This window comes from Streptomyces sp. NPDC004051, assembly GCF_053604275.1.
Genome location: NZ_JBSGHG010000047.1, coordinates 26,515 through 45,813 on the forward strand (window position 1 = coordinate 26,515; position 19,299 = coordinate 45,813).

The following is a 19,299-nucleotide window of genomic DNA, read 5'->3' on the forward strand; positions in this document are numbered from 1 at the left end:
CGTCGAACGGCCCCGGTGACGGACCCTGGAGAGGAGGCGTCGCGGCCCGACGAACCGGCCGGTCCGACACACCGGCGCGGCACGCCGTGGCCCCCGGCACCCGCGCGAGGAGGTGGCATCCCATGGCGCGGACGCGTGGTGCGCGGCCACGCAGAGCGTGGTCGTGGCGCTGGCGCAAGAACCCGCTGCGGCGTCGCAGCGATCTGACAGAGGCCTGGCTGCTGCTCGCCACCCTCGTCCTCGCCCTCCTGGCCGGGGTGTTCACCGGCCTGGCGGCGGCGGGGGCGGTGGACGGCTCCCTCGCGGAGCGCCGCGCCCAGGCCCGTACCGTCCAGGCCACACTGGTCGGGGACGCGGCACGGGCGCTGCCCGCTCCGGTGGCCGAGAACGGTGACGGCAGCGGTCGCGTGTGGGCCAAGGTCCGGTGGACCGCCCCCGACGGCGCCGTCCGCACGGGCCGGGCGGAGACCGACTCCGGGAGCAGGGCCGGCAGCGTGGTCACCGTGTGGACGGACGGAAGGGGGCACCTGGTCTCCGAACCGCCCGGGGGAGCGGACGCCCGGTTCCAGATCGTCATGGCGGGCCTCACGGTCGCGGCCGCGAGCGGAGGGCTGGTTCTGCTCGGTGGACGACTCGTCCAGGGGCGGCTCCAGCGTCGGTGCGCGGCGGCCTGGGAGGCCGAGTGGCGGCTGGTCGAGCCGACCTGGCGGAAGCGCATGACGGGCTGACGGACGCGCGCTCCGAGCGGGACACGCACAGACCATGTGCGGCATTCACGATCTGCTGAATTGCAAAAATTAGCAATTGCCTACATCATTGACTGGTGTACCCGTCGTCGTGACCCCCTGGGCACGCCCTGCGACGGGACTCCGAACCATCGGGAAGTCGAGGGGTTGTGTCGGTGCCGTTGCTGCTCGCCGGAGTCTGGACCCGGATCACGTCGCTGCTGCCCGCCCGTGGCGACCTCGACCAGATGCGGCGCGATCCGCGCCGCGACCTGCTCGCCGGACTGACCGTCGCGGTCGTCGCGCTGCCGCTCGCCCTCGGATTCGGCGTCTCCTCCGGGCTCGGCGCGGAGGCGGGACTGGCCACCGCGGTGATCGCCGGTGCGCTGGCCGCCGTGTTCGGCGGCTCCAACCTCCAGGTCTCGGGCCCGACCGGGGCGATGACCGTGGTGCTCGTCCCCATCGTCGCCGACCACGGCGCGTCGGGCGTGCTCACGGTCGGACTGATGGCGGGCGTGATCCTGGTCGTGCTGGCGCTGCTGCGGGCCGGGGGCAGCATGCGGTACGTGCCCGCACCCGTGGTGGAGGGCTTCACACTCGGCATCGCGTGCGTGATCGCACTGCAGCAGATCCCCAACGCCCTCGGCGTCCCCATACCCGAGGGCGACCGGGTGCTGGTGGTGGCCTGGCGGGCGTTCGAGGAGTTCGCGCGCACGCCCGACTGGACCGCCGTCGCCCTGGCCCTCTCGGTGGCCGCCGTGATGCTGATCGGGGCGCGCCTGCGGCCGACCGTCCCGTTCTCCATCCTGGCCGTGATCGCGGCCACGCTCGTGGTCCAGGTCGCGGGACTGGACGGGGTACGCCCCATCGGCGACCTGCCCTCCGGCCTGCCCACCCCCTCGCTCGCCTTCCTCGACACCGGCGCACTGGCCGGACTGATCGCACCCGCCGTGGCCGTGGCGGCGCTGGCCGCCCTGGAGTCACTGCTGTCCGCCTCCGTGGCCGACGGCATGACCGTCAACCAACGGCACGACCCGGACCGCGAACTCTTCGGCCAGGGCCTGGCGAACATCGCCTCGCCGCTCTTCGGCGGCGTCCCCGCGACCGGCGCGATCGCCCGCACCGCGGTCAACGTCCGCACCGGAGCCACTTCGCGACTGGCCGCCCTCGCGCACGCTGCGGTCCTCGCCGTGATCGTCTTCGCGGCCGCCCCGCTGGTGTCGAAGATCCCGCTCGCCGCGCTGGCGGGCGTCCTCCTGGCCACCGCCGTCCGCATGATCGAGGTCGGTTCGCTGCGCGCGATGGCCCGCGCCACCCGCTCCGACGGGCTGGTCCTCGTCCTCACGGCCGTCGCCACCCTCGCCCTCGACCTCGTCCTCGCCGTGATCATCGGGCTGGCCGTCGCGGGCCTCCTCGCGCTGAGTGCCGTCGCCCGGCAGGCGCGCCTCGCCCCGCTCCCGCTCGACCGGGGCGACCACACGGAGGCGGAACGCGAACTGCTGGCCGAGCACATCGTCGCCTACCGCGTCGACGGCCCGCTGTTCTTCGCCGCCGCCCACCGCTTCCTGCTGGAACTGACCGAACTCGCCGACGTGCGGGTGGTCATCCTGCGCCTCTCCCACGTGAGCGTCATCGACGCCACCGGCGCCCTGGTGCTCAAGGACGCGGTGGCGAAACTGCGGCGCCGCGGCATCGTCGTCATGATCTCGGGCGTCCGGCCCGAGCACCGCAAGGTCCTCGAATCCGTCGGCACGCTGGAGTCGCTGCGGAGCGAGGGCCGGGAGTACGCCACGACGCCGGAGGCGATCCGGGCGGCCCGCGACCACCTGGAACTCGCCGGCGTCCTGCCCGCGCCCAGGGCCCCGCAGTCGGCCGCCGCGCCCACCGGGCCGCCGAACAGGCCCTGACCGACCGGGGAACCGGCCGGCAGAGCCACCGGAACACGGGGATGTACGGAGTTGCTAATGTCGGAAAGCTCAGAGAACGGCGAGGTCGGGTGCCGACGACGCACAGGTGGGGCGAGGGACCTCGGACCGGACGACGGGGCCGGGGCGGCGCGCCGGAAACCGGGAACCGGAGAGGGGACGGCACGATGACCATGCCGCTGTACCAGCTGAAGGCCGAGTTCTTCAAGACCCTGGGCCATCCCGCCCGCATCCGGGTCCTGGAACTCCTCAGCGAGCGCGAGCACGCCGTCTCGGAGATGCTGCCCCAGGTGGGTATCGAACCGGCCCACCTCTCCCAGCAACTGGCGGTACTGCGCCGGGCGAACCTCGTGGTCAGCCGCAAGGAGGGCTCGACCGTGTACTACTCGCTGACCAACCCGCACGTGGCGGAGCTGCTCCGGGTGGCCCGCACCATCCTGTCCGGAGTGCTGGCCGGCCAGGCCGAACTCCTCGCCGACCTCAGGAGCGAGTCGAAACCGCTTCCGTAGCCCCGGCTTCCCGGCCCTCGCGGCGGCCGTGCAGGAAGAGCTGGGGCTCCGGCACGGCGTCGGGGTGGGCCGGGACGAACAGCACGCTCTCCTGCGACAGCACCGTCAGCCCCGCCTCGCGCACCAGCGCGGTCACGGCCTGGGCGGTGAAGCTGGTGACCCGCACGCCCTGCCCCATGAAGACACCGTCGAGGCCCTCGACGTCCAGGGGCACGGTGGCCAGCGCGAACAGCCCGCCGGGACGCAGAGCCAGGGCCAGCCGCCGCACCAGCTCCGTCTGCTCCGCACGGGACATCTGGAGCAGGGCGAAGTACACGCAGACGGCATCGAGGGAACCGTCCTCGAGCGGCAGCTCGCGGACGTCACCGCAGCGGAACTCGGCCCCGGGCACCTGCAGGGACGCGATCTCCACCATCACCGGCGACACGTCGACCCCCAGCACCCGGTGACCGGCCGCGGCGAGCGCGGCGGCCGTGGGCCGGCCCGTCCCGCTGCCCACGTCCAGCACCCGGCTGCCGGGCGTGAGCCGTTCGAGCAGCCACGCCAGCGAGCTCCGGTGCGCCTCGGAGGCGGCGAACGCCCTCTCGTAGTCGCTGCCCAGCGCGTCGAACACCGCCGCCGCCGGTGACCTGCGATCCCCTTCGGCCAAGACGCACCCCGCCTCCGCGTGTCGATGCCGGGCATCGTGCCACCCCCGAGCCGCCCCCACAACCGTTCCCGCTGCTCCTTCCGGCGCTTCTCCCGCCCCCGGACCGGCTTGCGAAGGCTCCGGCCGGCACGGCAGGGTCGGGGTGTGCCGACTCTGCTGATCATCCATCACACGCCCTCGCCCAACTGCCAGACGATGTTCGAAGCGGTCCTGTCCGGGGCCGGCGCCCCGGAGATCGAGGGCGTCCGGGTCGTCCGGCGGGCGGCGCTCTCCGCCACGGCCGGCGACGTCCTGGACGCCGACGGCTATCTGCTCGGCACCCCGGCGAACCTCGGCTACATGTCGGGGGCGCTCAAGCACTTCTTCGACCAGGTCTACTACCCGTGCCTCGACACCACCCGGGGCCGGCCGTTCGGCTACTACGTACACGGCGGCAACGACGTCACCGGGGCGGTGCGGGGCATCGAGTCCATCACCAAGGGCCTCGGCTGGCGGCGTGCCGCGGACGCGGTGACCGTCACCGGCGAACCCGACAAGGCCGCCGTCGAGAGGTGCTGGGAACTGGGCGCCACGCTCGCCGCCGGACTGATGGAGTGACCGGCTGATGGAGTGACGGACTGGTTCGTTCGGGCTTCAGGGGCGGAATCAGTCCGCTCCCTCCACCCGGCGCCGGGCCTGCTCGTCCCAGGCGCGGGTGTCCCGAGGCCGGGTGTACGGCTCGGCGTCCGGCGGATGACCACCGGCGATGGCCCGCTGCCGGGCGATCTCCGCGTCGACCTCCAGACCCAGCAGGATCGCCAGATTGGTGATCCACAGCCAGACCAGGAAGACGATGACACCGGCCATCGTGCCGTACGTCTTGTTGTACGAGGCGAAGTTGGCGACGTAGAACGCGAACCCGCCGGAGGCGGCCAGCCAGATCAGCAGGGCCAGGAAGCTGCCGGGGGTGATCCACCTGAACCCCCTGATCTTGGCGTTCGGGGCGGCCCAGTACAGCAGCGCGATCATGATCGTCACCAGGACGACCAGCACCGGCCACTTGGCGATCGACCACACCGTCAGGGCGGCGTCCCCGATGCCCAGGGTGCCGCCCACCTGCCGGGCCAGACCACCGGTGAAGACGACGATGAGCGCACTGACCACGGCCAGCACCATCAGCACGACCGTCATCCCGAGCCGCACCGGCAGCACCTTCCACACCGGACGTCCCTCGGGTATGTCGTAGACCGCGTTGGCCGAGCGGATGAACGCCGCCACATAGCCCGACGCCGACCACAGGGCGAGCACGAGACCGACGATCGCCATGACCGAACCGGTACCCGCGTTGCCCTGGAGCTGGTCGACGGCCCGGGTGATGATGTCGCGGGCCGCCCCGGGGGCGAGTTGCTGGACGTTCTCCATCACCTTGTCCGTGGTCGAGCGGCCCGTGATGCCCAGCAGCGAGACCAGCACCAGCAGTGCCGGGAACAGCGCCAGCACGCCGTAGTACGTGAGCGCGGCGGCCCGGTCGGTCAGCTCGTCGTCCTTGAACTCGCGCAGCGCGCCCTTCAGCGCGGCACCCCAGGCCCCCTTCGGGAGCTTGGCCGGTGTGTCCGGTGCCGACCGCTCCACCTGGTCACTCGGTCCTCGCTCCGCCGGTTCCCGGTCCGGAAGCTCCGGATCCGGGCTCGGGTGCTTCGGGTCCGGGCCTGGGTGCTTCGGGTCCGGAGCGTCACCGACGGACCGCTTGTGACGTCCCGGGACATTCAGTTTCATGACCTCCGGGTAACCACGGAACGGGAGATCACTCCGCGCACGAGCGGCCGCGGGAACGGAACAAGGTTGTGGGAGCGCTCCCAGAGCGTGCAGGATGCCGGGCATGGTCTCCTCTCCCGTGATTCGTCCGTACCGCCGCGAGGACCGGCCGGCCCTCGACGACATCTGCGTCCGCACCGCGCACAACGGTCAGGACGCCCGCCCCCACTACCGTGACCCCGGCATCCTCCCGGCGGTCTTCGCCGCCCCCTACGTCCACCTGGAGCCGGAACTCGTCTTCGTCCTGGACGACGGGAAGGGGCGCGCGGTCGGTTACGTCCTCGGCGCCGCCGACACGCCCCGCTTCGCGCGGGACTTCCGTGCCGCGTGGCTGCCGCTGGTCGCCGATCGGTACCCCGAGCCGGACGGGCTGCCCGGGAACCCGGACGAGGAGATGGCCTGGCTCCTGCACCACCCCGAGCGGATGACCGTCCCCGAACTGGCGGCCTACCCCGCCCACCTGCACATCGACCTGCTGCCCCGGTGGCAGGGGTGCGGGTACGGCCGGGAGCTGATGCGGACGTTCCTCGAGGCGCTGCACGACCGCGGGGTGCCCGCGGTCCACCTGGTGATGGCGAAGGCCAACGGCTCCGCCAGGGCCTTCTACGACCGGATGGGCTTCCACGAGATCGAGGTGCTCCTCGACGCTTCCGTCACCTGCCTCGGGCGCTCGACGCGGGACCACGACCGGCTCTGAGGGCACCGTGCGCCGGGCAGCCGGCGGACGAGAACTTCCTTGGTCCCGTGGCTGCTTCAGCCGTCCGGTCTCCCAACTCCACGTCGTACAGGCCGAGTCGGGCGGAAACCGCAGGGGTGCCCGGGCGCCCCTGCGGTTCCCGGGAGTTCATGAGAATTCCCGAAGAAACAGTGAGGCACTTGAACACACCGCGACGCACCTACGTATGGGGCGTGGGAATCCCATGCCCACCCCGCGACAGAAGCGTAGGAGTACCGCCTTGGCACGCAACACACGCAGACGCCCACGAGGTCCACAGCGCGCGACCTTCGCCGCGGTCGCGCTGATCCTGGGCGGAGGGGGGTTGATGGCGGCCAATGTCTACGCTTCCGCCACGGAGGACGACGCCGTGGGCGGGGCCGGTCAGGCGCGTGTCCTCGGCGGCACCACCATCGACTGCCCCGACGTGGCGACCGAGCTGACCACGGTCCCCGAGAAGGCGCGGCCGGACGTCGACAAGGAACTGGCCGCGCTGGACGAGCAGATCGCCCAGGCCTACCAACGTCTGGGGGAGTCCGCGCAGGCCATTCAGCAGGACCCCGGCGTCGCCGACGACAAGGTCATCGACCCGCTCGAGAAGGAGCGCTCCGCGACTCTCGGACGCATCGCGGCCGCCATGGAGGAGGAGGGCGAGCGCCCCGAGGGCCTCGGTGAACTCGCCGGCTGCTCCGTCCGTGACTCCGGGAACGCGTCCGCCCAGCAGGGAGAGGGCCAGGACGGGAACGCCCAGGAGGGCGACCAGGACGAAGGGGGCGGCGAAGGCCAGGACCAGGGCGGAGGAAACGGCGGACAGGCGGGCAACGGGCCCGTCGCCGCGGACTTCGTGGACATCACGAGCGTCCAGCCCAACGTGGTCAAGCCCGACCTGACGGCGGACGCCTCGAAGGGCACCTTCGTCAGCAGTTGCGGAGTCAACGAGAACGGTCTGTTCAACTCGGACAACGTGATCGCGGCCCCCGGTGTCGCCAACGGCGCGCACCACTTCCACGACTACATCGGCAACCAGGCCACCAACGCCTTCTCCACCGACGACCAGCTGGCGGCGGCCGACACCAGCTGTGAGGACCAGGGCGACAAGTCGTCGTACTACTGGCCCGTGCTGCGGCTGCAGAACGGCACCGAGGAGCGGGACGCCAACTCCCCCGGCGGCGGCATCGAGGGCAACGTCGGTGAGATCGTGACCCCCAAGGAGGTCACGCTGACGTTCGTGGGCAACCCGCGGGGCGAGGTCACGGCCATGCCGCGGCTGCTGCGCATCATCACCGGTGACGCCAAGTCGTTCGTCAACGGCCCCGCCAACGCCAACGCGTCCTGGAGCTGCACCGGCTTCGAGGACCGGCAGCTCGAGGACAAGTACCCGCTGTGCCCGCAGGGCAGTGACGTGGTGCGCACCTTCGACTTCCAGAGCTGCTGGGACGGCCGCAACACCGACAGCGCCAACCACCGTACGCACATGGCGTTCATGGACGCCCAGGGCAACTGCCCGTCCGGCTTCACGCCCGTGCCGCAGCTGGTCCAGCGCATCGTCTACGACGTCGACGCGCCGAGCCTGAACGACGGCGGCGCGACGACCCCGCTGTTCGCCGTGGACTCCTTCCCGGAGCAGCTGCACAAGCCGGGCACCGACCACGGCGACTTCATCAACGTCTTCGACGAGGACCTGATGGAGGAGATGGTCGACTGCATCAACAGCGGCCGCACCTGCGGCGTCGGCGCCGGCGACGGCGGTGGCCGGCCGGGTGAGGACCCGTCGGAGGAGCCCACCGAGGCTCCCGGCAACGGCAACGGCAACGGCAACGGCAACGGCGGCAACGACAACGGCGCCGAGCAGCCCGGTGACGGCGCCGCCCAGCCGGGCGACAAGGGCGACAAGGGCGGTAAGGGCGACGAGGGCGGTAAGGGCGACAAGCCCGGCGCCGGTGACGGCGGTCAGGAGAACCCCTCGGAGCCCCCGGCCGACGCCCCGGCCACCGAGGAGCCCGCGGGTGACGACGCCACCACCCCGCCCGGCGACAAGCAGCCCGAGGTCCGGGCCTCGACCGCTCCCAAGGGCGACGGCGCCGGCCAGGAGACGCCGGGCATCGGCACGGCGACCGACGACGGCGGCCGGCAGACCGCGGCGGCCGACGCCACCGAGCCGCAGACCGTGAGCGGCGGTCTGGCCGAGACGGGTGCCCAGCTCTGGCCGGCGGCCGCGGGCGCGGTCCTGGTCATCGCCGGCTTCGTGATGCTGCGCCGAGTGCGCCGCACCTGACCCGGGCGTCCCGCGCGGCGAGGCGCGGGTGGGCATGACGGCGGCAGGCTCCCGCGGGGGCCTGCCGCCGTCGCGTAGGTCCCGTCATCCGGGCCTCCGGGAAGGCGCCGGCGCGCCCTCGCCCTCCGTGTCGATGCGGGGCAGGACCCGATCCAGCCACCGCTGTGTCCACCAGGCGTGCCGGCCGAGCAGGATCATGACGGCGGGCACCATCAGCAGGCGTACGACGGTGGCGTCGATGAGGACGCTGACGGCGAGGCCCAGACCCGGCATCTTGACCACGATGTTCTCGCTGATGATGAACGCCGCGAACACGCTCACCATGATCAGCGCGGCGCAGGTGACGACCCGCGCCGTGATCTCCAGGGCGTGGGCGACCGCGTCCTCGGCGTCACCAGGGCCACCAGCCAGGCCACGAGGACGATCACGAAGTGCCGCGCGCACCACTCGCCCAGCCGCCGCAGCATTCCCGCCCCGTGCCCGCCCCGCGCTTCGTCTCCGCCGTGCTTCGCAGGCATGGGCGTGGTCTCCTCTGCCCGGCTCTCCGGCCCGTCCTGTGCCGAGGCCGAGCCGGTCCTGGCCTCTCCCCATTACATGGGGAGAGGATCACCCCGGCATCTCGGACCGCGCGGTACGGGCCGCCAGGACATGCCCGCGGGGCGGGTCGGGCGTACCGTCCGGGTAGGGAACGTGTACCTCCCTGAGGGGAACAGCGGGCGCCCGCGCGCCCTCGCTGACGGGCGGGCAGCCTTCCTGCCGCCGGAGCGGAGGCCGTGATGTCCGGGATGAACGAGCCTCTCCTGGGCGCCGCGTCGCTGGACGAGGCGCTGGGCGCGGGTCTGGCCGCCACGGTGCGGCGCACCGGGGCCTCGGCCGGGGCCCTCTACCTGCTGGACGCGGTGGCCGGGGTGCTGCGCCTGGGGTGGCTGAGCGGGATCCCGGAGGATTTCAGCACCCCGTGGCAGCGGCTCTCCCCGATCTCACAGACTCCCGTCACCGACGCGGTCCGGGAGGACCGGTTGGTCTGGATCGGCGGTCAGGACGAGATGGTGCGCAGATACCCCCGGATCGCCGCGGTCCTGCCGTACCCGTTCGCGATGGCCGCGATGCCCCTGACCGGGGCCCGCCGCTGCTGGGGCGCCATCGGCCTGATGTGGCCCGCCGACCACCCGCAGCACGTCACGGACCGCGAACGGCACAACATCACGGCCAGCGCGCGTCACCTCGCACGTCTCCTGGAGGACAGCTCCCGGCCGCCCACCCTCCACGACCGGCCGCAGATCGTCACCCCGGGCGCCGTGGCCGGCCCGGCGCAGACCGAGCCGGCCGCCCGCGACTATCTGGAGCGGCTGCCCGAAGGAGCGGTGTCCCTCGATCTGGAGGGCCGGATCACCTTCCTCACCACCGACGCCGCCCGCCTGCTCGGCCGTCGTACGGAACAGCTCCTCGGCACCAGGCCCTGGCAGTCCCTGCCCTGGCTGGACGACCCGGTCTACGAGGACCACTACCGCACTGCGGTGGTCAGCCGGGTACCCGTGACCTATGCCGCCTGCCGCCCCCCGGACCAGTGGCTGACCTTCGAACTCCATCCGGGCAGCAGTGGCATCAGCGTCCGTGTCACCCCCCGGAAGGAGTACACCGCGGTCCTGCCGCTGCCCGCGGACCTGCCGCGCCCCGAGCCGGCCCCCATGGGACGCCTGCACCAGCTGGTCCATCTGGCCGCCGCGCTCACCGAGACGGTGACCGTGCGGGACCTCGTGGACCTGATCGCCCACCAGATACTGCCCGCCTTCGGGGCCCAGGGCCTGATGCTCACCTCGGCCGAGGCCGGCCGGCTGCGGATCGTCGGCCACCACGGCTACCCCGGCGACGTCGTGGAACGGCTCGACGCCCTGGACCTGGACACGGAACTCACCCCCGCGGGCGATGTCCTGGCCGGCGGCACGGCCGCCTTCTTCGGCAGCCGGGACGAGATCGCCGCCGGGTATCCCGGCGCCGTCCACCTCAGCGACAAGACGGCCTGGGCCTTCCTCCCGCTGACCATCTCGGGACGACCGGTGGGCTGCTGCGTCCTGTCCTACGACCGGCCGCACACCTTCACCGCCGACGAACGGGCCGTCCTGACCTCCCTGGCCGGCCTGATAGCCCAGGCCCTCGACCGCGCCCGCCTCTACGACACCCAGCACCACCTCGTCGCCGCCCTGCAGCGGACCCTGCTGCCACGCGCCCTGCCCACCGTGCCCGGCCTCGACGTCGCCGTCCGCTACCTGCCCGCCGGGCCCGGCCTCGACGTCGGCGGCGACTTCTACGACGTACTGCCCCTCGACGACGCCACCGTGGCCGCCGTCATCGGGGACGTGGAGGGCCACGGCGTCACCGCGGCGGCCCTCATGGGCCAGGTCCGTCTCGCCGTCCACGCGCACGCCGCAGCCGGCGCGGCCCCGGACAAGATCCTGGCCCGGACCAACCGGCTGCTCGCGGACCTGGACTCCGAGCTGCTCGTCTCCTGCCTCTACGCCCACATCGACCTGGCACGCCACGAAGTGACCCTGACCAACGCCGGCCACGTCCCGCCGATGCTGCGCCGTGCCCCCGGACGGGCCGACGCGGTGCACCTCGAACCCGGACCGCTGCTCGGCATCGGCACCGGCGGCCACTATCCGGTCACCACCGTCGGCTTTCCCCCGGGCGCCGTCCTCGCCCTCTACACCGACGGCCTGGTGGAGGCCCCCGGCACCGACGCCACCCAGGCCACCGAGCGGCTCGCCGAACGTCTGGCGGCGGGCGCCGACCTGGACCTGCACCGGCTCATCGAGCGCCTCCTGCACCCCACGGAGCGCACCGGCCAGTCCGCCGACGACATCACCGTCCTCCTCCTGCGGGCCACGGAACAGGGCGAGGGCGTCCCCGGTGCAACCTTCGGCGCGACCCGCTCGTCTCACCCGATATCAGCAGGAGGCGACCCTTGGGGGCGAAAATGACGAAAACAAGAGCAATGTGGATGACGCTGGCGCTCGTGGGCGGCATGCTGGGGGCGGCGGCGGTCCCCGCCCAGGCCGTTTCCCCGCAGGCCGCGACGTCCCGGTCCGCGGCGTGCCCCACCGGCTGGGGCAGCCTGGTGAAAACCGCTCCCGCGGCCACGACGACATCGGTCCGGGACGTCAGGACCGGACACCACACCTGCTACGACCGGATGGTCGTCGACCTGCCGGGAGCGGGCGGCAGCGGCATCGGGTACACGGTCCGGTACGTCGACCGGCTGTACCAGGACGGCTCCGGCCGGCCCGTCCCCGTCGCCGGCGGCGCCGTCCTGGAAGTGCGGGTGGCCGCTCCGCCGTACGACCCCGAGACCGGCAGGCCCACCTACCCCGCGCGCGCCGGACAGCCTCTGCCGGGAGTGGACCTGACCGGGTACCGCACCTTCAGGGACGCGCGGTTCGCAGCCGGCTTCGAGGGCGACACCCAGATCGGGCTCGGGGTGCGCACCCGGTTGCCGTTCAGGGTGCTGCAGCTCCCGGACCGCCTGGTGATCGACGTCGCCCACGGCTGGACGGACGCGGGCTGAACGCGATTGTCAGTGGCGGATGCCACCCTGCCGGTATGGACGAGCTGGAGTTCATGCGCGGCAGGGTCTACGGAGCGGACCACGACGATCCGGGGCCGCGCGACGGGCGGTCGTACGCGGAGCTGGCGGGAGGACCGCTGGACGGTCTCCTGCTGGACATCACGGACCGTTCCGAGGGGGAGCTGCGGGGCGGTGTCGGGCTGCCCACCGAGATAGGCCGCTACGGCGCGGGCGGCCGCGCCCTGTACGTGCCCCGCGGCAGGGGCGGGCGTGTGTTCGACTGGAAGGGCGATGTTCCCTGAACACGTGCCCGCGCCGGCCGGCGCGGGCACGAGGAGGCGGGAGTGAGCCATGGGACTCCTTTCGGACGGTGGCCGGGCGGTGCGCGGCCGGATCGGTGAGGCGATCTTCTCCCGGGTGGCGGGACCGGACGGCCGGGACAACCGTGCCCGTATCCACGGCACGCCCGGACCGCGCTGGTTCGGTCCCGAACGGCCCGTCAGACAGGTGCACGGGGACGCCTCGATGTTCATCGGCGGGCTGTCGGCCCTGCTCCTCCAGTCGCTCCATCCGCTGGCCATGGCCGCCGTCGCCGGGCACTCCGGATTCCGCGGGGACCCGTGGGGCCGCCTGCAGCGGACCAGCACCTTCCTCGCCATGACCACCTACGGCCCGGCCGACGGCGCCCAGCAGGCCGTCGACCGGGTACGGGCCGTGCACGAGACGGTGCGCGGCACGACCGCCGACGGCCACGAGTACCACGCCGCCGACCCCCGCCTGCTGTGCTGGGTGCACATCGCGGAGGTCGACATGTTCCTCCGCGCCCACCAGCGCTACGGCGCCCGTCCGCTGGACGACGAGGGCTGCGACGGCTACGTGGCGGACATGGCGCGCATCGCCACCGCGCTCGGCGTGCCCGACCCGCCGGGGAGCCGGGCCGAACTCGCCGACCGGATGGCGGACTACCGCGGGGAGCTGCGCTCGACCCCCGAGGCACGCGGCGCGGCGCGTTTCCTGCTGTTCCACCCGCCCGTTCCGGTCCTCGCCCGGTTGCCCTACGGCGCCCTCGCCGCCGGCGCCGTGTCCCTGCTGCCGAACTGGGCGTCCCGCGCGCTGTGGCTGCCCCGGGCGGCATCCGCCGAGGGCGTGCTCGTCCGCCCGTTCGGCACCGCCGTCACGGCGGGCATCCGCTGGGCGCTGGCTCCGCCCCCCGGCCCGGTCGGACAGCGTGCTCGTCCGCCCCGGCCGGGGCAGGGCGTCGCCGGTTGACACCTTTGATTCGGGGCACTCAGTGCTGGCTGGCGCCGTTCGGACACGGGAGGTCGAAGTGGCGGTTCGTCATCGTCTGATCAGTACGAGTCCGCAGACGGTCTGGGACGTCCTCGCCGACGGCCGTCGCTACGCACAGTGGGTGGTGGGGACCTCGGCCTCGGAGCCGGTCCGGGGCCAGTGGCCCCGGCTCGGCGCGGCGATCCGCTACGAGGTGCGGCTGGGGCCCCTCCGCCTGTCCAACGAGACGGTCGTCCGACGCTGTGAGCAGGGCGAGGCACTGGAACTCGAAGCCAACGCGGGTCCCCTCGGCACGGCGCGCATCGCCATCGAGCTGCGGCCGTGGGGAGACCAGTGCCTGGTGCTCGTGGACGAGCATCCACTGCGCGGAGTCGGCGGCCGCCTGCACAACGCGGCCGTGGAAGCCCTGTTCCAGGTCCGCCACCGCGCCATGCTCGCCAGGCTGGCGAAGCTCTGCGAGGCCGAGGCCGCCGAGGAGGAACGTCGCCGCCCCCTCGGTCAGGTCGTGTCGCCGAAACCCGGCCCGGGAGGAGCTCGTGCCTGACGCCGTGGTGATCGGGGCAGGCCCCAACGGACTCGTGGCGGCGAACCTCCTGGCCGACGCGGGCTGGAGTGTGGAAGTGCTGGAGGAGCAGCCGGAACCCGGCGGCGCGGTACGGCACGACCGGGGCGTCGACCCGGACTTCGTCAGCGACCTCTGCAGCTCCTTCTATCCGCTCGCCGCCGCCTCCCCGGTGCTCGGCGGGCTCCGCCTGGAGGACCACGGACTGCGCTGGAGCCATGCCCCGCACGTCCTGGCCCACCCGCTGAGCGACGGCAGGTGTGCGGTGCTCGACCGCAGGGTCGATGTCACCGCCGACTCCCTGGATGCCTTCGCGCCGGGCGACGGAGCCGCCTGGCGACGGCTGCACGACGTGTGGCAGGACCTTCGCCCCGACCTCCTGAACTCCCTGTTCACCCCGTTCCCCCCGGTCCGCTCCGCCGCCCGGCTCGCCGTCCGGCTGCGCGGCGCGGGCGGCCTGCGGATGGCCCGCACCCTGGTACTGCCCGTCCGCCGCCTGGGGGAGGAGGAGTTCCGGGGCGAGGGCGGCGGGCTGCTGCTGGCCGGCAACGCGCTCCACGCCGACCTGGCACCGGAGGCCGCGGGCAGCGGGGGCTTCGGCTGGCTGATGTCGATGCTCGGACAGACCTACGGCTTCCCCGTGCCGTCCGGCGGCTCCGGCGCCCTCATCGAGGCACTCTCCCGCCGGCTGGCCGCACGCGGTGGCCTGCTGCACTGCGGCCGGCGGGTCGACCGCATCGTCGTGCGCGAGGGCCGGGCGGTGGGGGTGCGCACCGCGGACGGCGAGACGATCGGCGCCGGGCGGGCCGTCCTCGCGGACGTGTCCGTACCGGCCCTGTACGGCGAACTCGTCGACGCCGTGCACCTTCCCGCCCAGCTGGTGGCCGATCTGCGGCGCTTCCAGTGGGACTTCGCCACCTTCAAGGTGGACTGGGCACTCGACGGCCCGGTGCCCTGGCAGGCCGAGCAGGCCGCGGGCGCCGGCACCGTCCACCTCTCGGACGGCGTCGACGAACTGACCCGGTTCGCGGCCCAGCTCGCCATGGGCCGGGTCCCCGACCGCCCCTTCTGCCTGTTCGGGCAGATGACGACCTCCGACCCCACCCGCTCCCCCCGGGGCACCGAGTCCGCGTGGGCCTACACCCACGTGCCCCACACCGTCGCCGGCGACGCGGGCGACGAGGGACTCACCGGTACCTGGGACACCGGGGAGCAGGAGGTCATGGCCGACCGCGTCGAGCGCCAGGTCGAACGGTTCGCACCCGGGTTCCGCTCCCGGATCCGGGCCCGGCGCGTGCTCGCCCCGCCGACACTCCAGTCCCTCGACCGGAACCTTCACGGCGGCGCCATCAACGGCGGCACCACGGCCATGCACCAGCAGCTCTTCTTCCGCCCGACACCCGGCACCGGACGACCGGAGACCCCCGTGAAGGGGCTGTACCTGGCGTCCGCGGGAGCACATCCGGGCGGCGGCGTCCACGGCGCGCCGGGCGCCAACGCTGCCCGCGTGGCCCTGCGCCGGCACCTGACGCCGGATCTGGCACGGGTGCAACGCCTGCTGGCCCGCCGGGACCGCACCGGCCGCAGACAACCCGGCCCGGGCGCCCGGGCCGACGGCGGATGACCGGAACACCGACGACCACAGGCGGAGGCGAGACGATGACCAGCCACGACGGTCCCGACCGCGCCCACCGGCGCCCCGAAGGCGTCAGCCGCGCCACCGTGGAAGCCCTGGGGTTGCTGTCGAAGGCACTGGAGACCACCGAGCGTGCCCGGGGCCACCTCTACAGCTTCCACCAGCTCACCGGCACCGCCGACCTCGAACTGGACCGGGCGGTCGAACTCCTTCGCGAGGCCGGGCACCCGGAATGGGCCGAGGCGGTGCGCACCCAGGTCCTGGGCCGGAACGTGATTCCCGGCCACTGGACGTTCCAGATCGTCGAGGCCTACGACCACACGTACTACGAGCCGTTCAAGGAGTTCGAACGCGCCGCCGTCGAGGAACTCGCCGAGGGACACGACCACCTCTACGAGGCGGAGATGAAGGAAGCCCGTCGTACCGTCGGCCACCCCGACCACACCGCCCGTCCCGGCACCACCCCGCAGCCCGGGGCACGGGCGCAGGAGCACAACCGCGCGGACCGCGCCCGGGAGTCCCGGAGGGAGGGGCCATGAAAGCCAACCCGCTCCACAGCCGTACCGTCGTGGTGACCGGCGCCGCGCGGGGAGTCGGAGCGGCCCTGGCCCGCGACCTGTCCCGGCGGGGGGCCCGGCTCGCCCTGCTCGGCCACGAGAAGGCGGCGCTGACGGCGGTGGCGGCCGGCCTGCCCACGGCGACACTGGTCTGCGAGGTCGACATCACCGACGAGGCCGCCCTCGGCGACGCCGCCGCACTGGTGCGGACGCGCCTCGGCACACCCTCCGCCGTCGTGGCGAACGCGGGTGTCGCGGAAGGCGGCCCGTTCGCCACCTCGGACCCCGCCGACTGGCGCCGGGTCATCGACGTCAACCTGACGGGAAGTGCGGCGACGGCCCGTGCCTTCCTGCCCGATCTGCTGGCGACGCGGGGCTACTACCAGCAGGTCGCCTCGCTCGCCTCGATCGGCGCCGCCCCCATGATGAGCGCCTACTGCGCCTCCAAGTCCGGGGTGGAGGCCTTCGCCCACGCGCTGCGGGCCGAAGTGGCGCACCACGGCGTGGCCGTGGGCATCGCATACCTGAACTGGACCGACACCGACATGATCCGCGACGCCGACCGCCACCCCGTGCTGCGGGAACTACGCGCCCGGATGCCGCCGCCCGCCCGGCGCGTGTACCCGGTGGACCAGGTCGCCGCCCGGCTGGCGACGGCGGTGGAACAGCGCAGTACGGCCGTGTACGTGCCCCGCTGGCTGCGCCTGGCCCAGGCGACACGTGCCGCGCTGCCGCCGGTGGTCCTGCGGGTCGCCCGCCGCGAGCTGGCCCGCCTGGAGGCGGAGGACCCGATGCGGCACACGGGTCTGCTGGGCGCCGGCGGGGAGGCCGACCGGACGGCCGCCCGGAAGAACGGGTGACTCCCGGACCGGCCGTGACGCCGGCCTCAGGACGCGGGCGTGGCCTCCCGCACGGCGCGGTGGACGGCCCGCGCCAACCGGGCGCCCCACCGGGAGCGGGGCCCGGCGAAGGCCTGCGGCACCTCACCGGGGCGGGGGACGCGGGCGGCGACGCACACCGCGTCGGTGGGGGTCCCGGAGCAGTCGTGACCCGCCTCCAGAAGGGCCTGCACCTTCGCCTCCGTGGCCGTGGCCACCGCGTTGACCAGAGCGGCGTCGCTGAGCGGCACCGGCACGGCGACGACGATGTTGATCGTGCCCGGAGCGGCCGTGCGGTCTGCGGCATCCGCGCCGTCCGCACCCGCCGCCGGAGCGGCGGCCCAGCCGCGCACCTCGATGCCCGACGTGACGACCGCCTCCGCGCCGCCGTCGTGCGCGTGGGCGTACGCCGAGACATCCGCGGCCGTCATCAGTCCCACCCCCGGACCGCGCGCACCCGCCCCGGAGGCGAGGGCGGCGAGGTGCCGGTCGGGGTCGGTACGCCGATAGCCGTGGGCGACCTGGGCGTTGAGGACCCAGGCCCGCTCACCGATGCCTCCGCCCAGGACCGCGCTGCTGATCATCCGCAGGCCCGGCCCCGGAATCCACAGCAGGGAGTGCAGCCGTTCGCCGTCCTCGACCCGGGTCAGGCAGCGCGGGCGCAGCAGTCCGACGGGGGTGCGGGGCGGCGGCAGGACGGCGGTCACCGGGCGGAGCTCCTTGCGGGATCGGGGTCGGCCGATCGTATGCCGGACCGGCCGACCCGGCACGCACGGGCCCCGCTCGGCCCTCCGCCGCCGTCCCTGCCCCCACCGGCCGGGCACCGCCGCGGGCGCGTGCCGACGGGCGGGGGACACGGTCAACGGCGACGGCCGCGGAGCTTGCCCAACAGGTGCTGCGCCTGGGCGCGGCGCCGGGGATCGGCCGCGGCACGCCGTACCTGCTCGGTCGCGCGCTGCCCCTGAGGGCTCCTGGCGAACCGCTTGATGCGCTCCACGATGCCGGCCATGAGAGCTCCTTTCCACGGGCCTGCGCCCTTGACGTCCTCGGCGTTCCTGCTCTCCTCGCCTACCCCCCGGAAGGCGGAATCAGCCCTGCGGAGGCCCGTACGGGCTCACGTCTGCCTCAGCGGCTCGTACACCTCGGGGGCCAGCCCGAAGGTCCAGGCCACCCCCTCCCGGGCGGTCCGCGTCGCCGGCGGCACCCGGAGCCAGTACGTGCGGTGGGTACCGTCGGGCTCCGGAGTGGAGTTGACGACCTCCACCATCACGACCGCCTCGTCGCCGACGAGTTCGACCCGCCAGAGCGTGCCCGTCTCGTCCCGGTGCACGGGCTCGGCCCCGGAGTCGCTCAGATAGCGGTCGTAGCCGTAGTACTCGAGCATCACCCGGCGCAGTTCGGCGTTCTCCTCGGCCCGGATCCGCTCCGGCGTGAGGGTGCGCAGCTCCTCCAGGAAGGCACGCGGCACCGGCATGCCGCGCCAGGCGCACAGGGCGAAGCCGTCGGGGAACTCCAGCGCCGGGCCGTCGCCGTGGTCCAGCCGGCCCGCCTCGTCACGGTGCAGGGCGACCGGACGCTCGCACACCACCGCCACCTTCTCGAACGGCCACCACCAGCCGGCGCTGCGGCACACCCGGGCCAGTCCGTCGAGCGGGGACCCGGCGCCGTCCAGGGCGGCCAGCCACGGCGCGTCGTGCTGCCCGAGCAGCGCCTCCAGGAGGACCAGCCGTATCGCGGTCCGGGCGCCGGCGTCGTCGGCCGCGAGATCGTCGAGCACCCCGGTGCGGATCCGGTCGACCAGCGCCTGTGTGGAGTCCCAGAGCGCGCCACCGGTCGCCGACCAGTGCCGTGACCAGCCCACCGCGCCCAACTCCTCGTGCAGGCGCCCGCGCTCGGCCGCCCAGGGCGCCGTGCGCACCGCCTCACGCACGCTCGCCCCGAAGTCCGTCCCCTGCCGCACCAGCGTCACGCCCTCGCGCGGCGAACCGGCCCAGACCACCCGCTCCGGCTCCGGCAGCCCGGCACGCCGGTACGCCAGCCGGACGCCCTCCTCGGCCGCCGCCCGATCGGCGGGCACCGCGCTCGCGGCCCACGCGCGCCACTGCCCCAGCCGGTCCGCGTGCCCGCCGCCCGCCTCGCCCGTCCCCCGCGCAAGGCCGTCGGCCCCGGCCGCCGCTCGGCTGTCCCGCTGCGTCATCGTCATCGTCAACGTCCCTTGT

Annotated in this window: 19 protein-coding genes and 1 pseudogene; 14 read left to right on the plus strand and 6 right to left on the minus strand. The window is 73.6% G+C overall.

Annotated features, from left to right (window positions below; all coding sequences use genetic code 11):
• Window positions 1-122: 122 nt before the first annotated feature.
• The 3 genes from ACWEQO_RS31330 to ACWEQO_RS31340 all read left to right on the plus strand — a co-directional run bounded on the left by ACWEQO_RS31330 (window position 123) and on the right by ACWEQO_RS31340 (window position 3,159).
• Window positions 123-728: an Rv1733c family protein gene (locus ACWEQO_RS31330; protein WP_361460358.1), complete on the plus strand. Its 606-nt coding sequence runs from the start codon at window positions 123-125 to the stop codon at window positions 726-728.
• A gap of 167 nt (window positions 729-895) precedes the next feature.
• Window positions 896-2,632: a SulP family inorganic anion transporter gene (locus ACWEQO_RS31335; RefSeq protein WP_452986053.1), complete on the plus strand. Its 1,737-nt coding sequence runs from the start codon at window positions 896-898 to the stop codon at window positions 2,630-2,632.
• A gap of 185 nt (window positions 2,633-2,817) precedes the next feature.
• Window positions 2,818-3,159 carry an ArsR/SmtB family transcription factor gene (locus ACWEQO_RS31340; protein WP_361460362.1) on the plus strand — a complete coding sequence of 114 codons (342 nt, stop codon included), beginning with the start codon at window positions 2,818-2,820 and terminating at the stop codon, window positions 3,157-3,159.
• Here the strand turns inward: ACWEQO_RS31340 and ACWEQO_RS31345 are convergent.
• Window positions 3,131-3,808: a class I SAM-dependent methyltransferase gene (locus ACWEQO_RS31345; protein ID WP_361460363.1), complete on the minus strand. Its 678-nt coding sequence runs from the start codon at window positions 3,806-3,808 to the stop codon at window positions 3,131-3,133. The genes ACWEQO_RS31340 and ACWEQO_RS31345 overlap by 29 nt on opposite strands.
• 144 nt (window positions 3,809-3,952) lie before the next feature.
• Here ACWEQO_RS31345 and ACWEQO_RS31350 point away from each other — a divergent pair, with 144 nt between their 5' ends.
• On the plus strand, window positions 3,953-4,405 hold the full coding sequence (locus ACWEQO_RS31350; protein WP_361460364.1) for a flavodoxin family protein: 453 nt from the start codon (window positions 3,953-3,955) through the stop codon (window positions 4,403-4,405).
• Between the two features lie 48 nt (window positions 4,406-4,453).
• Here ACWEQO_RS31350 and ACWEQO_RS31355 read toward each other — a convergent pair whose 3' ends face one another.
• Window positions 4,454-5,563, minus strand: coding sequence for a YihY/virulence factor BrkB family protein (locus ACWEQO_RS31355; RefSeq protein WP_452986054.1), 1,110 nt, complete (start codon window positions 5,561-5,563; stop codon window positions 4,454-4,456).
• 103 nt (window positions 5,564-5,666) lie between these two features.
• Here ACWEQO_RS31355 and ACWEQO_RS31360 point away from each other — a divergent pair, with 103 nt between their 5' ends.
• Entirely contained in the window at window positions 5,667-6,299 is a 633-nt protein-coding gene (locus ACWEQO_RS31360) for a GNAT family N-acetyltransferase (RefSeq protein WP_361460367.1), read from the plus strand.
• Window positions 6,300-6,645: 346 nt separating this feature from the next.
• Entirely contained in the window at window positions 6,646-8,592 is a 1,947-nt protein-coding gene (locus ACWEQO_RS31365) for a DUF1996 domain-containing protein (RefSeq protein WP_452986066.1), read from the plus strand.
• A gap of 84 nt (window positions 8,593-8,676) precedes the next feature.
• Here ACWEQO_RS31365 and ACWEQO_RS31370 read toward each other — a convergent pair.
• Window positions 8,677-8,988, minus strand: a pseudogene (locus ACWEQO_RS31370) (MMPL family transporter); the annotation flags it as partial.
• A gap of 380 nt (window positions 8,989-9,368) precedes the next feature.
• Here ACWEQO_RS31370 and ACWEQO_RS31375 point away from each other — a divergent pair.
• From ACWEQO_RS31375 to ACWEQO_RS31410, 8 genes are read left to right on the plus strand one after another with little or no spacing between them, the layout of a single operon-like run.
• A complete protein-coding gene (locus ACWEQO_RS31375; protein WP_361460369.1) occupies window positions 9,369-11,573 on the plus strand; it encodes a SpoIIE family protein phosphatase in 2,205 nt (734 codons plus the stop codon).
• On the plus strand, window positions 11,570-12,157 hold the full coding sequence (locus ACWEQO_RS31380; RefSeq protein ID WP_452986055.1) for an AMIN-like domain-containing (lipo)protein: 588 nt from the start codon (window positions 11,570-11,572) through the stop codon (window positions 12,155-12,157). The genes ACWEQO_RS31375 and ACWEQO_RS31380 overlap by 4 nt, the downstream gene beginning before the upstream one ends.
• 35 nt (window positions 12,158-12,192) lie before the next feature.
• Window positions 12,193-12,459 (plus strand): hypothetical protein, encoded by a 267-nt coding sequence (locus ACWEQO_RS31385; RefSeq protein WP_361460371.1) that lies wholly within the window; start codon window positions 12,193-12,195, stop codon window positions 12,457-12,459.
• Window positions 12,460-12,508: 49 nt separating this feature from the next.
• The gene (locus tag ACWEQO_RS31390) at window positions 12,509-13,426 is read left to right on the plus strand and encodes an oxygenase MpaB family protein (RefSeq protein ID WP_452986056.1); all 918 of its coding nucleotides are present in this window, start codon (window positions 12,509-12,511) and stop codon (window positions 13,424-13,426) included.
• 58 nt (window positions 13,427-13,484) lie between these two features.
• On the plus strand, window positions 13,485-13,991 hold the full coding sequence (locus ACWEQO_RS31395) for an SRPBCC family protein (RefSeq protein ID WP_361460373.1): 507 nt from the start codon (window positions 13,485-13,487) through the stop codon (window positions 13,989-13,991).
• Window positions 13,984-15,633 (plus strand): phytoene desaturase family protein, encoded by a 1,650-nt coding sequence (locus ACWEQO_RS31400; protein ID WP_361460375.1) that lies wholly within the window; start codon window positions 13,984-13,986, stop codon window positions 15,631-15,633. The genes ACWEQO_RS31395 and ACWEQO_RS31400 overlap by 8 nt, the downstream gene beginning before the upstream one ends.
• 35 nt (window positions 15,634-15,668) lie before the next feature.
• Window positions 15,669-16,184: a hypothetical protein gene (locus ACWEQO_RS31405; protein ID WP_452986057.1), complete on the plus strand. Its 516-nt coding sequence runs from the start codon at window positions 15,669-15,671 to the stop codon at window positions 16,182-16,184.
• On the plus strand, window positions 16,181-17,062 hold the full coding sequence (locus tag ACWEQO_RS31410) for an SDR family oxidoreductase (RefSeq protein WP_452986058.1): 882 nt from the start codon (window positions 16,181-16,183) through the stop codon (window positions 17,060-17,062). The genes ACWEQO_RS31405 and ACWEQO_RS31410 overlap by 4 nt, the downstream gene beginning before the upstream one ends.
• A 26-nt stretch (window positions 17,063-17,088) precedes the next feature.
• On the opposite strand, the gene ACWEQO_RS31415 is transcribed toward ACWEQO_RS31410, so the two are convergent.
• The 3 genes from ACWEQO_RS31415 to ACWEQO_RS31425 all read right to left on the minus strand — a co-directional run bounded on the left by ACWEQO_RS31415 (window position 17,089) and on the right by ACWEQO_RS31425 (window position 19,283).
• A complete protein-coding gene (locus tag ACWEQO_RS31415) occupies window positions 17,089-17,787 on the minus strand; it encodes an adenosylcobinamide amidohydrolase (RefSeq protein ID WP_452986059.1) in 699 nt (232 codons plus the stop codon).
• Between the two features lie 152 nt (window positions 17,788-17,939).
• Window positions 17,940-18,089, minus strand: a complete 150-nt coding sequence (locus tag ACWEQO_RS31420) for a hypothetical protein (protein WP_361460382.1) — start codon at window positions 18,087-18,089, stop codon at window positions 17,940-17,942.
• A 105-nt stretch (window positions 18,090-18,194) separates the two neighbouring features.
• A complete protein-coding gene (locus tag ACWEQO_RS31425) occupies window positions 18,195-19,283 on the minus strand; it encodes a DUF6745 domain-containing protein (protein ID WP_361460384.1) in 1,089 nt (362 codons plus the stop codon).
• Window positions 19,284-19,299: the final 16 nt, after the last annotated feature.

Excerpts from the sequence above, each read along its gene's own strand:
- ACWEQO_RS31330 (WP_361460358.1), top strand. The coding sequence starts at position 123 with ATGGCGCGGACGCGTGGTGCGCGGCCACGCAGAGCGTGGTCGTGGCGC.
- ACWEQO_RS31340 (WP_361460362.1), top strand. The coding sequence starts at position 2,818 with ATGACCATGCCGCTGTACCAGCTGAAGGCCGAGTTCTTCAAGACCCTG.
- ACWEQO_RS31355 (WP_452986054.1), bottom strand. The coding sequence starts at position 5,563 with ATGAAACTGAATGTCCCGGGACGTCACAAGCGGTCCGTCGGTGACGCT.
- ACWEQO_RS31360 (WP_361460367.1), top strand. The coding sequence starts at position 5,667 with ATGGTCTCCTCTCCCGTGATTCGTCCGTACCGCCGCGAGGACCGGCCG.
- ACWEQO_RS31365 (WP_452986066.1), top strand. The coding sequence starts at position 6,646 with ATGGCGGCCAATGTCTACGCTTCCGCCACGGAGGACGACGCCGTGGGC.
- ACWEQO_RS31375 (WP_361460369.1), top strand. The coding sequence starts at position 9,369 with ATGTCCGGGATGAACGAGCCTCTCCTGGGCGCCGCGTCGCTGGACGAG.
- ACWEQO_RS31380 (WP_452986055.1), top strand. The coding sequence starts at position 11,570 with ATGACGAAAACAAGAGCAATGTGGATGACGCTGGCGCTCGTGGGCGGC.
- ACWEQO_RS31385 (WP_361460371.1), top strand. The coding sequence starts at position 12,193 with ATGGACGAGCTGGAGTTCATGCGCGGCAGGGTCTACGGAGCGGACCAC.
- ACWEQO_RS31390 (WP_452986056.1), top strand. The coding sequence starts at position 12,509 with ATGGGACTCCTTTCGGACGGTGGCCGGGCGGTGCGCGGCCGGATCGGT.
- ACWEQO_RS31405 (WP_452986057.1), top strand. The coding sequence starts at position 15,669 with ATGACCAGCCACGACGGTCCCGACCGCGCCCACCGGCGCCCCGAAGGC.
- ACWEQO_RS31410 (WP_452986058.1), top strand. The coding sequence starts at position 16,181 with ATGAAAGCCAACCCGCTCCACAGCCGTACCGTCGTGGTGACCGGCGCC.
- ACWEQO_RS31420 (WP_361460382.1), bottom strand. The coding sequence starts at position 18,089 with ATGGCCGGCATCGTGGAGCGCATCAAGCGGTTCGCCAGGAGCCCTCAG.
- ACWEQO_RS31425 (WP_361460384.1), bottom strand. The coding sequence starts at position 19,283 with ATGACGATGACGCAGCGGGACAGCCGAGCGGCGGCCGGGGCCGACGGC.